Origin of the sequence: Campylobacter sp. MIT 12-5580, assembly GCF_005406235.1 — a bacterium.
Lineage (GTDB): Bacteria > Campylobacterota > Campylobacteria > Campylobacterales > Campylobacteraceae > Campylobacter_D.
Genome location: NZ_NXLK01000004.1, coordinates 138,028 through 152,435 on the forward strand (window position 1 = coordinate 138,028; position 14,408 = coordinate 152,435).

General features: G+C 33.6%; 11 protein-coding genes. 9 read left to right on the top strand and 2 right to left on the bottom strand.

What is annotated here, in order from left to right; all coding sequences use genetic code 11:
- Positions 1–3 precede the first annotated feature (3 nt).
- Positions 4–1,194 (bottom strand): metallophosphoesterase, encoded by a 1,191-nt coding sequence (locus tag CQA38_RS05710; RefSeq protein WP_137633036.1) that lies wholly within the window; start codon positions 1,192–1,194, stop codon positions 4–6.
- A 118-nt stretch (positions 1,195–1,312) separates the two neighbouring features.
- On the opposite strand from CQA38_RS05710, the gene CQA38_RS05715 reads away from it, so the two are divergent.
- The 9 genes from CQA38_RS05715 to CQA38_RS05755 all read left to right on the top strand — a co-directional run bounded on the left by CQA38_RS05715 (position 1,313) and on the right by CQA38_RS05755 (position 13,958).
- Complete coding sequence (locus CQA38_RS05715) at positions 1,313–2,878, top strand: class I SAM-dependent DNA methyltransferase (RefSeq protein WP_137633037.1); 1,566 nt, start codon at positions 1,313–1,315, stop codon at positions 2,876–2,878.
- Positions 2,879–3,078: 200 nt separating this feature from the next.
- Positions 3,079–4,143 carry a restriction endonuclease subunit S gene (locus CQA38_RS05720; protein WP_137633038.1) on the top strand — a complete coding sequence of 355 codons (1,065 nt, stop codon included), beginning with the start codon at positions 3,079–3,081 and terminating at the stop codon, positions 4,141–4,143.
- A gap of 10 nt (positions 4,144–4,153) precedes the next feature.
- Positions 4,154–6,424: an AAA family ATPase gene (locus tag CQA38_RS05725; RefSeq protein WP_137633039.1), complete on the top strand. Its 2,271-nt coding sequence runs from the start codon at positions 4,154–4,156 to the stop codon at positions 6,422–6,424.
- Positions 6,425–6,466: 42 nt separating this feature from the next.
- A complete protein-coding gene (locus CQA38_RS05730) occupies positions 6,467–9,565 on the top strand; it encodes a type I restriction endonuclease subunit R (protein ID WP_137633040.1) in 3,099 nt (1,032 codons plus the stop codon).
- A gap of 48 nt (positions 9,566–9,613) precedes the next feature.
- On the top strand, positions 9,614–10,465 hold the full coding sequence (locus CQA38_RS05735) for an arginase family protein (protein ID WP_137633041.1): 852 nt from the start codon (positions 9,614–9,616) through the stop codon (positions 10,463–10,465).
- A gap of 49 nt (positions 10,466–10,514) precedes the next feature.
- On the top strand, positions 10,515–10,637 hold the full coding sequence (locus CQA38_RS05740; protein ID WP_283202094.1) for a type I restriction enzyme endonuclease domain-containing protein: 123 nt from the start codon (positions 10,515–10,517) through the stop codon (positions 10,635–10,637).
- 75 nt (positions 10,638–10,712) lie between these two features.
- Entirely contained in the window at positions 10,713–12,059 is a 1,347-nt protein-coding gene (gene gltX, locus CQA38_RS05745) for a glutamate--tRNA ligase (protein ID WP_137633043.1), read from the top strand.
- Between the two features lies 1 nt (position 12,060).
- Positions 12,061–12,342 (top strand): YggT family protein, encoded by a 282-nt coding sequence (locus CQA38_RS05750; protein WP_137633096.1) that lies wholly within the window; start codon positions 12,061–12,063, stop codon positions 12,340–12,342.
- Positions 12,339–13,958 (top strand): lytic transglycosylase domain-containing protein, encoded by a 1,620-nt coding sequence (locus CQA38_RS05755; RefSeq protein WP_137633044.1) that lies wholly within the window; start codon positions 12,339–12,341, stop codon positions 13,956–13,958. Before CQA38_RS05750 ends, CQA38_RS05755 begins: the two co-directional genes overlap by 4 nt.
- Here CQA38_RS05755 and CQA38_RS05760 read toward each other — a convergent pair.
- Positions 13,858–14,334 carry a hypothetical protein gene (locus CQA38_RS05760; protein WP_137633045.1) on the bottom strand — a complete coding sequence of 159 codons (477 nt, stop codon included), beginning with the start codon at positions 14,332–14,334 and terminating at the stop codon, positions 13,858–13,860. The two genes, CQA38_RS05755 and CQA38_RS05760, sit on opposite strands and share 101 nt — an antisense overlap.
- Positions 14,335–14,408 lie beyond the last annotated feature (74 nt).

A 14,408-nucleotide genomic window follows, 5' to 3' on the forward strand; every position in this document is an offset into this window, starting at 1 on the left:
CCTCTAAGCCTCAGCCTTTATTTGCATTAAAACGATCTCACTTGGAGCTAAAAAACGAATCGCAGGTCCCCAAAATCCAGCCCCACTACTTACATAAAGCTTAGTCTTTTGACTTAATTCATAAAGCCCATACAAAAAGCCTTGTTGAGCAAGCACCAAAGCTCCAAAAGGAAAAACCTGCCCAGCGTGAGTATGTCCGCTTAAAACAAGATCAAAAGCACTCACATCAAGCACATTGACACTTTTTGGCTGATGAGAAAGTAAAATACTTGGCTTGTTTAAGCTTAAATTACTCGTTGCAGCTTTTATATCAGGAGTAAAATTTGTAAGTGAGTTTGGCCCTAAGCCACTTAAGCCAACGCCTTTTTCATCATTTGCAAAGCGAAGTCCAGCAAGATCAGCCAGCCCAGCTATATTAAACTCGCCTAAATCCACGCTTTCATTGATTAAAATCTTTAAATTTGTCCTTGTTCTTAGCACCCTTAAAACTTCATCAAGCCCTCTGTAATACTCATGATTGCCAAGCACATAAAAAGTGCCTAGCTTGCTTTGCAAGTCATTAAGCTTGTGTATGTAATGCTCTAGCTCCTTAGGCTTTGTATCGATTAAATCGCCAACTATGACTACAATATCAGGCTTTAAGCCATTGATCTTTGCTACAAGCTCGCCCAAAAAGACATCGTGCAGGTTCTTACCCAAATGCACATCGCTAATCATCACAAGTCTTAAGTCATTTTTCAAGCCTTTTAAGCTCAAATTCATTTGCTTTACAGCTGGCACATTCATAGCATTGCCCCAGCCTCTAAGCACAAGCCCTATACCAAAGATAAGCAAGGAAAAATTAAAAATAAGCTTGATAAAAGAACGTCTTTGTGGATTTAAGGGAAGCTTGCTCGTTTTTTTTACCCAAAAGCGTATAAAAAAGGCTAAAATTTCAGCAAAAAGCGTAACAAAAAAGAAAAAATAAGTAAAAGCAAAAGAATGAGCTAAAACATTATATATAGTGCTATTAAAGCGATCATCTGCCCTAAACATCAAAAAAGCAAATTCCATCACAAAAATCACAAGCACAAAGCCTAAAACCCAAAACCTATGAGCTTGTAAAAAAGGAATTTTCATAAACAAACGTTTATAAATAAAAACATTAGCCAAGCCAAAAATCAACATAAAAATACAAGAAACTATAAAAAACATAGGCGTAATTTTAGCTTTTTTTGTTAAATAAAAGTTTTATGCACTTGCAAAAAAAATGCTTTTAAATTTTGATAAAAAGTGTATAATTGTATAAAAATTTCACTCAAAAGGCACATTGATGGCAAAACAAACAAAAGCAAAGCCTCAAAAGTCGTTAGAAACCGCACTTTTCACCGCAGCTGATAAACTTCGCAAAAACATAGATGCGGCTGAATATAAGCACATAGTGCTGGGCTTGGTGTTTTTGAAATTTATCAGCGATAGTTTTCAAAAGCTTTATGATGAGCTAGTAAGTGAGGATGAGGATGTTGAGTATGAGGATTTTTATATCGCAAAAAATATCTTTTTTATCCCGCAAAATGCGCGCTGGCAAGACCTAATCAAAAAGGCAAAAACACCTAGCATTGGCAAGGACTTAGACTATGCCTTAGAGCTTATCGAAAAGCAAAATGAAAGCTTAAAAGGCGTTTTACCAAAAGTCTATGCAAAAGAAAATCTTGATAGTGCTACGCTTGGGGATTTGATGAATTTAATTGATTCTATAAGCTTAAAAGAAGCAAATACAAGCGATATTTTAGGGCATGTTTTTGAGTATTTTTTGGGTGAATTTGCTTTAGCTGAGGGCAAAAAAGGCGGGCAGTTTTACACTCCAAAAAGCGTTGTGGAACTGCTTGTAAGCATGCTTGAGCCTTATAAAGGCAGGGTGTTTGACCCGTGCTGTGGCAGTGGGGGTATGTTTGTGCAAAGTGAGGAGTTTATCAAAGAACATCAAGGAAAGATAAATGACATATCTATCTTTGGGCAAGAAAGCAACCAAACCACTTGGCGACTAGCAAAGATGAATCTAGCTATGCGTAAAATTGACTCCTCGCAAGTGAAATGGAACAGCGAGGGAAGCTTTTTAAACAACGCACACAAGGGGCTTAAGGTGGATTTTATCATCGCAAATCCGCCTTTTAATGATTCAGATTATTTTAATGAAAGCCTTGCAAATGACGCAAGATTTAGCTTTGGCACACCGCCTAGCTCAAATGCAAATTATGCGTGGATTCAGCACTTTATCCACCACCTCGCACCAAATGGCAGGGCTGGCTTTGTGCTTGCAAAAGGAAGCCTTACGAGCAACACAAATAGCGAGGGCGAAATCCGCAAGAAAATCATCGAAGCAAATTTAGTTGAATGCATAGTCAATCTACCCGCAAAGCTCTTTTTAAACACGCAGATTCCAGCCTGCCTGTGGTTTTTAAGAAGAGGCAAAACGCACACAAACACACTTTTCATAGACGCAAGGAATCTAGGCACACTCATCAACCGCAAAAACAAAATCCTCACAAACGAGGATATAAAGCTCATCTCAAATACCTATCATAAATGGCAAAAAGCCCAAGAAAATGGGAACTCGTCATTGCGAGGAGGTGCAACTGACGAAGCAATCCAAGAAACAAACAATTACGAGGACACAAAAGGCTTTTGCAAATCCGCTTCACTTGAGGAAATCCGCGCGCTTGAGTATATACTCACACCCGGACGCTTCGTAGGGCTTGCGGATAATGATGAGGAATTTGACTTTGAAAGCGAATTTACAAGGCTAAATACAGAACTAAGAGAGCAGTTAAAGCAAGAAGAAATCCTAAACAAACAAATACTTGCAAGCCTTGATATGATAGGCGGTGGGATTAAATGAAAGCACCACTGCGAGAATCTCTACTGCGTCATTGCGAGGAAGCGTAGCTGACGAAGCAATCCACAAATATAAATAAGAAAGGCAAAAATGCAAATCAACTTTTTTCAATCATTGCAAAAAGAAAGCTGGGAGGAAGTGAGACTTGGGGATATTGGCACTATTGTAACAGGCAAAACACCGTCAAAAAATAATCAGAAAATATGCTTTTTATTACCCCAACAGATTATAAAAACTATCATAAATTCGCAACAAATTCTGAAAGAAAAATTTCTAATGAGGGGATAAAAAGATTTAGTAAAATTATATTACCTAAAAATTCCATTTTGGTAACTTGTATTGGCTCTGATATGGGAAAAGTTGTTATGAATAATACAGAAGCCATTACTAATCAACAAATAAATTCAATAATACCAAATCCACTTAAAGCAAACAATGATTTTTTATATTATTCAATGGTTGGAATTTATCCTACGCTAAGACTTTTTGGAGGAGATGGCACCGCTGTTCCTATACTCAACAAAGGCGATTTTGAAAACTTGACAATTGCTTTACCACCCCTCAAAACCCAAGAAAAAATAGCACAAATTCTAAGTAGCTTTGATGATAAAATAGTTTTACTCCACAAACAAAATAAAACCCTAGAATCCATAGCCCAAACATTATTCCGCCATCATTTTATAGAAAATGCTAAGGAAGATTGGGAGGAAAAGGTAATAACAGATTTATTTGAAGTTAAAGATGGGACACATGATTCCCCAAAACAAAAAGAATTTGGTAAAAAATTAATAACTTCAAAACATATCTTGAAAAACAAATTAGATTTTGATAATGCATATTTTATCTCTAAAGAAGATTTTGAAAAAATCAATAAAAGAAGTAAGGTCGAGCAAGGCGATATTTTGTTTTCAATGATAGGAACGATAGGACTTACATACTTAGAGCAGTCAAATACTATAAACTATGCCATTAAAAACATTGGGCTTTTTAAAACCTCTCAAAATAAAAAATTTATGTATTTTGTGTATCTTTGGTTAAATTCAACTTTTGGGATAAAATTTATACACGAAAATAGAGGTGGAAGCACGCAAGAATATGTTACTTTAAATAATTTGCGTAGTATAGTTTTTAATATCCCAGACGATGAGAACTTTAATTTGTTTAACCAACAAGTTAAGCCAATGTTTGATAAAATTTATCACAACTCACAGCAAATTCAAAACTTAGAATCTCTGCGTGATATAATTTTAAAAAAGATTTTTGAGTAAGGAAAATTTTATGATTAAATACATTAAGCTAAAAAATATTGGTAGCTATAGCGAAGCAATACTTGAGCCTACAATAGCAATAGAAAAAAACAAAGCGATTGAAACCAAAATAGCTGAAAATGTGCTTATATATGGCTTAAATGGCTCTGGAAAAAGTATTATGTCAAATTTCTTGCGTAGCAAAAACACAGCATTTGCAAATCTAAATAGCCAAGATTTTAGCGCGTGTGAGCTTAGTGGATTTGATGAAAATAATGAGAAAATTTTAGTTTATAATCAAGGTTTTATTGATGATACTTTTAGAGAAGTTGATGAGAAGGGGTTAAGGGGTATTTTTACTTTAGTGCCTGATGGTGAGAATAAAAATATTTTAGATAATATTAAAAAACTAGAAGAAGAAAATCAATATTTGCAACAAAAGAATGAAACAAACACTGGAGATATAAAAAAGGAAAATAGTGAGTTTAATCAAATAAATGAAAAATTTGAGGATAAAATATGGAGTATTGTAGGAAATTATAAAGATTACGAACAGGGAATATTTAAATATTGCTTGGTAGGCTTTATGGGTAGCAAGGAAATATTAAAAGAAGAAATCTTAAAAATACAAACAAAAGCTGAATTTTTTACTTTAGACGTTTGCGAAAATAAGCTTAAAAGCTTTAAAAAATTAAATAGTGGCGAAGTAAATGACATTCAGCCCATATTATTGGATAATATTGAGATAATCGAACAAGATGAAATTTTTGCAAAAAATATCGTTGGTAACGAAAATAGTAGCGTATCTGCTTTGATTAAAGAACTAAATAATTCAGACTGGGTAAAAAAAGGGCAGGAATACCTTAAATTTAGCAACAATCTTTGCCCATTTTGTCAGCAAGAAACCATTACGCAAGATTTTAAAATACAATTGCAAGAATATTTTAATGAAAGCTATCAAAAGGATATTAATGCTTTAAAAGAAAGATTGAATCAATATGAACAATATTTGCAAGGCTTACCAGATATACAGAATTTTTTAAGTAACTATTTTGTAAAAGAAAAAGAGGAGAGAAAGGAAAAATTTGAAAGATTATACCAAGAACTAAAAAATACCATTCAAAACAATATTAACTTAATAAAAAACAAAATTCAAGAACCAAGCAGGATTATAAAGCTAGAAAATTCTAAGAATAGCTTGGTTAATTTAAATTCTTTGATAAGTGAAATACAAAATAATATAAAGACTTATAAAGAGGAAAAAGCTAATGAAAATAAAATGAAAGAGAAAATAAAAGAGTCTTTTTGGATAAATATGTATAATAAATATAAAGTTGAAATTGAAGAATATCAAAAAAATAAAAAGCAGCATGATGAAAAAATAAGCAATCTTGCTAATAATATAAGCGCAAATAAAGAAAAAATTAAAGAAAATAATACTTCTATTACCGAAGAAAAAGAAAAGTTATCAAGTGTAGAGCACACAATAAAAGCAATTAACGCAAGTCTTGAAAGTATAGGAATAAAAAGTTTTCGTATAGAAAAGTATGGCGATAATTTCTACCAAATCGTAAGGGAAAATAATAAGGCTGTATTTAATACTCTAAGCGAGGGAGAGAAAGGGATAATAAGCTTTCTTTATTTTATAGAATTATGTAAGGGTAAAGAAAATAAAGATGAAATAGACAAAAATAAAATTATAGTTATAGATGATCCTGTATCTAGCTTATCGCATAATCATCTTTTTAATGTAGCTCAACTAATTAAAAGGCATTTTTTAATCAAAAAAGAAAACAGCGTAAAAGTATCGCAAGTATTTATTTTAACCCATAATCTTTATTTTTTTCATGAATTAATTCATAATATAACACCTACTGGGAAACCAAAAAATACATTATTATATAAAATTTCAAAGGAAGAATATTCAAGAATAGAAAAAATTCAACGCCAAGATATAGCAAATGAGTATGAATCTTATTGGAATATAGTAAAAAAATTTAATGGAGATGATGAAATTAATCGTGATAAATATAGGCATATAATACCAAATGTTATGAGAAATATTTTAGAGCATTTTTTTGCTTTTGTAGGGAGAAAAAAATATGACAAATATATAGAAGAATTTGATAAACTCACAGCCAATGCTTTTATAAGATTTATTAAAAGAGAATCACACTCTGATAGTGCTAATATAATTGATTTTAAAGAGATAGGTAATCAGGAAATTATTGATAATTTTAGAAATATATTTAAGCATACAGGAAATGAAGACCATTATAAAAAATATATGGGAGAACAATGAATAAAAATAAATTTAAGCATGATGAAAGTGAAAGGACTTTAAATGCCAACTAACCAAATAAATGAAAACACCATTGAACTAGAAGCTATAGAGCTTTTAACAAATCTTGGCTATGAGTATAAAGAAGCCAAAACACTGCAAAGAAAAAGCGATGAGTGGATTTTAAAAGAGGAGTTTTTACGCTCGGTTTATGCTTTAAATTTCGCTCAAAATAAAAGATATGATTTTTTAAATGAGGAGCAAAAAGAAAATTTAGTCAAAGAAGCCTATAAAAAACTCACCCAGCTTGCAAATGATAATAACGAGCTTTTAGAGCAAAACAAGGCTTTTCATAATTATCTTATCAATGGTATGAGTTTAAGTGTATTTGCTGGTGGTGAGGAGCGGAGCATAAATTTAGAGCTGATAGACTTTAAAAATGTGGCTTTAAATGAATTTTTAGCAACTCGTCAATTTTCCTTTCGTCAAAAGGCTACAAATCGTTTTGATGTTTTGCTTTTTATCAATGGCTTGCCTTTGGTGGTTTTTGAGCTGAAAAATCCCCTTGATATAAATGCGACTTTGGAAAATGCCTTTAATCAAATTCAAACTTATAAGGCAGAATCTTGCGCGCTTTTTGTTACGAATGAATTATGCGTTATTAGCGATGGTTTTAGTGCTAAGGTGGGAAGTTTGAGTGCGGATTTTTCTCGCTTTTTATCGTGGAAGATTAAAGATAAACAAGCAGATTCTAAACTTGAGCTAACAAATCTTATAAATGGCTTGTTTAATCCTAGCGTTTTGCTTGATTTTATCCGCTTTTTCATCACTTATGAAAATGTGAAATTCCTTGATAAAAACGGCTACGCACAAAGTAAAATCATCAAAAAAATCGCTGCTTATCATCAATACTATGCTGTAAATAAAGCCATTTTAAGCGTGCAAAAGGCGATGAGTGAGGGCGTAGCTGGAGAAAGCAAAAAAGGCGGCGTAGTCTGGCACACTCAAGGTAGTGGAAAAAGCCTTTCTATGGTGTTTTTTGCAGCTAAGGCTTTAGACAAGCTAAGTAATCCAACCCTTGTGATTTTAACCGATAGAAACGACTTAGATAATCAGCTTTTTACCACCTTTAGTCACTCAAGCGAGCTTTTAAGAACCACTCCAAAACGCGTAGATTCTACACAAGAGCTTAAAAGTGTGTTAAAGGGCATAAAAGGCGGGATTATCTTTTCAACTATGCAAAAATTTAAAGATGAGAACGAACGCTTTGAAACTTTGAGTAAAAGAGAGGATATTATCGTTATCGCTGATGAAGCACACCGCACGCAGTATGGTTTTGAAGCGAGATTAAGAGGCGAGAAAATCAGCTATGGTTACGCGCAAAATGTGCGTGATGCCCTGCCAAATGCCACTTATATAGGCTTTAGCGGAACGCCTATAGAAAAAGATGATGCCAATACGCGTAGTGTTTTTGGGGATTATATCGATATTTATGATATGAAGCAAGCTGTGGAGGACGGGGCTACTGTGCCGCTGTATTATGAAAGTAGGCTTGCTAAGATTCATTTGAGTGATGAGGGTAAAAAGCTCATAGAAAATTTAGATAAGGACTTAAAAGACAAAAATAATACTAACGCCCTAAAACTTAGTCAAATCATAGGTGCAAAGCAAAGACTGCAAGCTGTGGCTAAGGATATATTAGAGCATTTTAACGCTAAAAAGCAAAAGCTTAAGGGTAAGGCGATGATAGCGTGTATGAGTAGGCAAATCGCTGTTAATTTATATAAAGAACTAGTCGCCCTTGAGCCTAGCTTGCACGATGATGATTGCAATAAAGGACGCGCTAAAGTTATTATTACTTCAAGTAGTGATGATGGGGCGGAGCTAGCAAGCTTTCACATAAGCAAAGAAGAGCAAAAAATCATCGCAAATCGAACCAAAGATATAAATGATGAGCTTGATTTTATCATCGTTTGTGATATGTGGCTGACAGGCTTTGACGCGCCGCCTTTGCATACTTTGTATGTAGATAAGCCTATGAGCGGGCATAATCTCATGCAAGCAATTGCTCGCGTAAATAGAGTATGCAAGGATAAAAGCGGAGGGCTTATCGTTGATTATATCGGTATAATGGCATCTTTGCAAGAGGCTTTGAAATTTTATACCAAAGATTCTCAAAGTGAGTTTATCGCTGATAAAAGCGAGCTAGAACAAAAAATGCTAGAAAAATATGAAGTGATAAAAGATATGCTTTTTGAGTTTGATTATATGCAGTATTTTAAAGAATCTGATATAAATAAACTAGAAATTATCCAGCAAATCATAAATAAAATCTTAAGTGATGAGAAAGAAAAAAGACGCTTTTTAGATGAATGCACACAGCTTATAAAAGCTTATACCCTACTTTTGCCAAATGAAAAAGCAAATGAACTTGCAAAAGAAATCGCCCTTTTTGATATGCTAAAAAATAGAATCAAAAAAAGTCAGCAAGAAAGTAAAGCCACTATAGATAGAGAACAACAAAGCCTTATAAAGCAAATCATTGATAATGAATTAAAAAGTGAGGGTATAGTTGATATTTTGGATAAAAGCAAACTCAACGCAAAAGATATATCCATACTTTCAAATGAATTTTTAGAGGATATGAGGGCATATAAACATAAGCATATCGCACTTGAGACTTTAAGAAAGCTTTTAAATGATGAGCTAAAAGCCAGAATGCAAAGCGAGCTAAGGACTAAGAGTTTATTTGAAAAAATGACTGAAATTTTGCTTAACTATCAAAACAAGCTTATCAATGCGACAAAAGTTATAGAAGAGCTAATAGAGCTTAGCAAGGAGCTAATAAAGCAGGATAAGGATAAAAAGGAGCTTGGGCTAAGTGAATATGAATTTGCTTTTTATAGTGTTTTGGTGGAAAATAAAAGTGTAGAAGAAGTGATGAAAAAGGAGAAATTGCTAGAGCTTTCAAAGGCGGTATTTTACGAAATCAAGTCAAAAGCGAGTTTAGACTGGGAAATAAGAGAAAGTGTAAGAGCAGAGCTTAGAATCGCCGTGCGAAAAGTGCTTAAAGAATTTGACTATCCACCAAATATGATTAAAATTACCGCAGAAAATGCGATAAAGCAAGCTGAGCTTATCGCAGCGGATTTAATATCATAATTATCTTTTTAAGCTAAAATTACACCAATTTTTGAAAGGACAAACACAATGAAAAGCTTAAGACTTGTATATCCAGATTATCTTAGTGGCGGTTTAAAAGAATATTATCTAGGAGCTAAACTCCTTACTCAAATTTTGCCACAAAATAGCAATCAACCGAGTTTTGAAGTGCCTATTACTCCGCCAAGCGAGGCTGAATTTAAGATAGAAAATGGCATATTTGCAAGAAATGAAGTGATACAAAACACCAAAAAAGCTCAAGCTATATTAGCGCGCTATGAGCCTGAAAAAGTCATTACCATAGGCGGGACTTGCTATGTATCTTTAGCAAGTTTTGATTATTTGCATGCCTTATATCCTAAGCTTGGCATTATTTGGATTGATGCACACCCTGATGTTAGCTCACCAAAGGATAATTATCCAAATGCTCATGCTTTCGTGCTTGGCACACTTTTAGGAGAAGGTGATGAGGAGCTTTTAACTTTACTTAAAAACAAGCCTTTTAAGGCTAATGAACTTTTATATATAGGCTTGCAAGAGATTCATAGTTATCAAAAAGAATTTTTAGATAAAAAAGGCGTGTCTTATAAAGTGCAAGATAAAGAGTTTGTAAATGATGAGGAGTTAAAAAATTTTATAGATAAATTTGATGCTTTGCTGGTGCATTTTGATATAGATGTGTTAAATGTAGAGTATTTTAGCGATACTTATTTTGCAAATCCCACTTTAGTGGGCGATGGTAGCGGTGGGGGCAAAATGAACCTTGAAAAACTTGCCCAAATTTTAAATTTGCTTGATAAAAGCTCAAAAATAGTAGGCTTTAGCATAGCTGAATATCTACCATTTAGCGCTTATAAGCTCCAAGAGCTTTTTAAAGATTTTATTTTTTTGAAAAACTAAGGGTTTTAATGATAATTTTAGTTAAGCTAGAATTTGAAAAAAGATAAAAATAAAGCTTAGAATCGCCGTTAGAAAAGTGCTAAGAGAATTTGGCTACCCACCAGATATAATCAAAATCACCGCAGAAAACGCGATAAAGCAAGCTGAGCTTATCGCACAGGCTTTGACTTAGTTTTGCTTAGCTTTTATTAATCTTTTCAAGCTATAATTGAGGCTTTAAATTTATAAAGAAAATGAGAAAAATTTAATGTATAGATTTGCACCCTCGCCTACCGGGGATATGCACATAGGCAATTTAAGAGCAGCTTTGATTAATTATCTTTGTTCTTTGCAGGATAAAAGTGGCTTTATTTTGCGTATAGAAGATACTGATACAGCTAGAAATATCGCTGGTAAAGATGAGGAGATCAAAGAGCTTTTGAAGCTTTTTGGTGTGAATTGGCAGCATTTTTATGTGCAAAGTAAGAATTTAAAATACCACCGCCAAATGGCTTTAAAGCTAGTGAGTGAAAAAAAAGCCTTTGCTTGTTTTTGCACGACTGAGGAGCTTGAGGCAAAAAAAGAAAAGGCTAAGGCTGAGGGTAAGCCCTACCGCTATGATGGCACTTGTGAAAAACTTAGTGATAGCGAGGTTTTAGACAATGAAAAGCCCTTTGTCATACGCCTTAAAAAACCTAGTAAAGCTATGGAATTTACGGATTTGATTAAAGGAAAGCTTCATTTTGAGCCTGAAAATATAGACAGCTTTGTGATTATGAGGGCTGATAAAACCCCAACTTATAATTTTGCTTGTGCGGTTGATGATATGATGGAGGGCGTTACTTGCATTATAAGAGGGGAAGATCACACTTCAAACACGCCTAAACAAGAGCATATTAGAGCGAGTTTAGGCTATGATAAGCCTATGCTTTATGCACATTTGCCTATCATTTTAAACGAAGATGGGCAAAAGATGAGTAAAAGAGAGGCGCATTCTAGCGTAAAATGGCTTTTAGAGCTTGGAATTTTGCCTGTTAGCATTGCAAATTATTTGCTTTTACTTGGCAATAAAACCCCGCAAGAACTTTTTACTCTCAAAGAAGCAGTAGAATTTTTTGATCTTAAAAAGATCAGCAAAGCCCCTGCTCGTTTTGATCTTAAAAAACTTTTACAAATCAACAGAGAACACATCAAAAGACTTGATGATGAGAGCTTAGCAGGACTTTTAGGCTTTGATGAGTTAGATTTGAGCTTAAATTTAAAGGCTGATTTTGCAAAACTAGCTAAGTTTTATACTCAAGAAGCAAGCACTATAAATGAGCTTAAAGAAAAGCTGCAAGGCATTTTTAAGCCAAATACGCATTTAGTTGAGTATAAAGAATATGAAGAACAGATCAAGCTTTTAAAAGAAATTCTAACGCAGCTTGAGCTTTCAAATTTAGATTATGAGGGCTTTAAAAACGAGCTTTTAACTAAAAGCAAGCTTAAGGGCAAGGCTTTTTTTGCACCTTTGAGGCTACTGCTTACTAGCTCTTTGCATGGTCCTGATTTAAGTGAGCTTTATCCTCTTTTAAAGCCTTTGATGAAAGAAATTTTAGGAGAAAAACATGGTTGATGTGTTGGGAAGTTCTTTTTTGCTTTCAGTAATTGGCGTGATTCAAATACTTATTAATGCTTATATGTGGGTGATTATCATCACAGCCCTTATCTCTTGGGTAAATCCTGATCCTTATAATCCAATCGTGCAAATTCTTTACAAGCTCTCAGCCCCAGCTTACCGCCTTGTGCGTTTTATTCCTACAAGAATAGGTGCTATTGATCTTGCTCCTTTAATCATCATTATCGTTCTTCAATTTATCAGTATCTTGATAGGCAATATCGCAAGGTTGGCTTTATGAGGATAGTTTTAGCTTTGGTTTTTACTTGTGCTGTGGCATTTGCAGCCATTTATGATCTGCAAACCTTAAAAACAAAGGATAATTCTTTAGCTAAAGATTATTACCTGCACCGCTTGCTTGAGGAAAATCAAATTTCAAAAAAAGAAGCAAATAGCTTGCGTAAGCAAATTTTTCGCTATGCTGGAAAGATTAAAAAAGACTTAGAAAAACTTGTGCCACCACCCAAAGCCTATGTTGATCCAAAATACGCAAAATGCTATAATTACACCACAAAAACCATCACAGAAGCAAATACAACTTGTCAAAAATTTAGGCTTAGCTCACTTGCTTTTATCTCAAATCTTGATACAAATACGCGTCAAAACCTTGCATATAATTACAAAGGTAGTGATTTAAGCACCCTACTTTTAGCCTTTAATGATACAAATATCTTAACTTTTCTTGCAAATAATCAAAACAGCAAGGATTTTATCCGCACCTTTACTTTTTTAAAAGCAAGTGATTTAGACAATGTTAATACCAGCTTTTTAAATGAGCTTGCCAAGCAAAATGGCTTTGCAAAGTTTGCTCAAGATTTAATCATCAAAAAACAAGCCCCAAAACTTCGCTCTTCTTTTGTAAAAATCGATCCAAGTATGGTAAGTGAAGGTGTGGCTTTTTATCTGGGCGTAAATGCCTTGCTCTTTAATGATGAAAAAAAAGCTCTTGCTTTCTTTCAAAAAGCCTATGAAAGCTTTGATAAAGCCGCTGATAAAGACAATGCTTTATTTTGGATATGGCAGATTAACAAGAAAAAAGAACATTTACAAAGCCTAGCCAAAAGCCAAAGTTTAAATATCTATAGCCTTTATGCCAAAGAGCTTATGCGTGAGCCTTTGCCTCCTATTACTTTTCTTGAGGCAAAAGACACAAAATCAAATTTTAATATGAAAGATCCTTTTTTGTGGCAAAGCACAGCAAAAAAAATTCAAAAAGCAAGCCCAAAAGAGCTTGAAACCCTTGCAAAAGAGTTTAACTCAAAGCATACCCTGCCTATTTATGCATATATACTTGAAAGGCAGTTTAAATTTAAAAACAATTACTTCATCATGCCTTATTATGAGTTTATCAAGGACTATGATACTAAGCGTCAAGCACTTATCTTAGCCATTGCTAGGCAAGAAAGCCGTTTTATCCCAACTGCAGTTTCAACCTCTTATGCACTTGGAATGATGCAATTTATGCCTTTTGTGGCAAATCATATCGCACAAAAAGAATTAAAGCTTAAAGATTTTGATCAAGATGATATGTTTGATCCAAAAACGGCGTATTTTTTTGCCAATCATCATTTAAATTATCTTGAAGAAAGGTTAAAATCCCCTGTTTTTATCGCTTATGCGTATAATGGCGGTATAGGCTTTACAAACAGAATGCTTGCACGAGATGATATGTTTAAAAAGGGCAAATTTGAGCCTTTTTTATCAATGGAACTTGTGCCGTATCAAGAAAGCAGGATTTATGCAAAAAAGGTGCTCGCTAATTATATTGCGTATCTACATCTACTGAACGATAATACAAAGATTTCGAGTATTTTTGAAAGTTTAGTTCAAAACACTGAGCCTTCACGCAAAGATTAAGCTTAAGCACAGAAGCACTTTTTTCTTTAAAGCTAAGTTTGTAATAACTTGAATATTCGTTTGTAAAGACATATTTTAAAAGCTCGTCATCTTTTTTAAGAAGATTAAGTTCGCCTTGTTCTTGATCAAGGCTGATTGTAATGTCTGAAATTTCATCTATTTTAGGTGTAATACCAAGCAAAAAAAGCTCATCTTGACTTGGCTCATCTAAGATAGGATTAAGATAAGTTAGCAAAAAGATCAAATTATGCTCGTTTTGGACAACTCTTTGTTTTTGGGTGTAAATCAAGCCTTGAGCCCTTAACTCATCAGTGATACTTAAAGGCTTAGAACAGCTTAAGAAAAAAAACACGGCACAAAAAAGCAATATTTTCATCATAAAAATTCCCAAATTTTTAATGATATTTTAACTTTTTTAACTCTATTTTTTGCTTTAAAAAGTTATAATTT

Bases quoted from the DNA above. Each gene is read 5' to 3' on its own strand.
- CQA38_RS05710 (WP_137633036.1), bottom strand. From the start codon at position 1,194: ATGTTTTTTATAGTTTCTTGTATTTTTATGTTGATTTTTGGCTTGGCT.
- CQA38_RS05735 (WP_137633041.1), top strand. From the start codon at position 9,614: ATGAAAAGCTTAAGACTTGTATATCCAGATTATCTTAGTGGCGGTTTA.
- CQA38_RS05720 (WP_137633038.1), top strand. From the start codon at position 3,079: ATGCTTTTTATTACCCCAACAGATTATAAAAACTATCATAAATTCGCA.
- CQA38_RS05725 (WP_137633039.1), top strand. From the start codon at position 4,154: ATGATTAAATACATTAAGCTAAAAAATATTGGTAGCTATAGCGAAGCA.
- CQA38_RS05715 (WP_137633037.1), top strand. From the start codon at position 1,313: ATGGCAAAACAAACAAAAGCAAAGCCTCAAAAGTCGTTAGAAACCGCA.
- CQA38_RS05760 (WP_137633045.1), bottom strand. From the start codon at position 14,334: ATGAAAATATTGCTTTTTTGTGCCGTGTTTTTTTTCTTAAGCTGTTCT.
- CQA38_RS05730 (WP_137633040.1), top strand. From the start codon at position 6,467: ATGCCAACTAACCAAATAAATGAAAACACCATTGAACTAGAAGCTATA.
- CQA38_RS05755 (WP_137633044.1), top strand. From the start codon at position 12,339: ATGAGGATAGTTTTAGCTTTGGTTTTTACTTGTGCTGTGGCATTTGCA.
- gltX (WP_137633043.1), top strand. From the start codon at position 10,713: ATGTATAGATTTGCACCCTCGCCTACCGGGGATATGCACATAGGCAAT.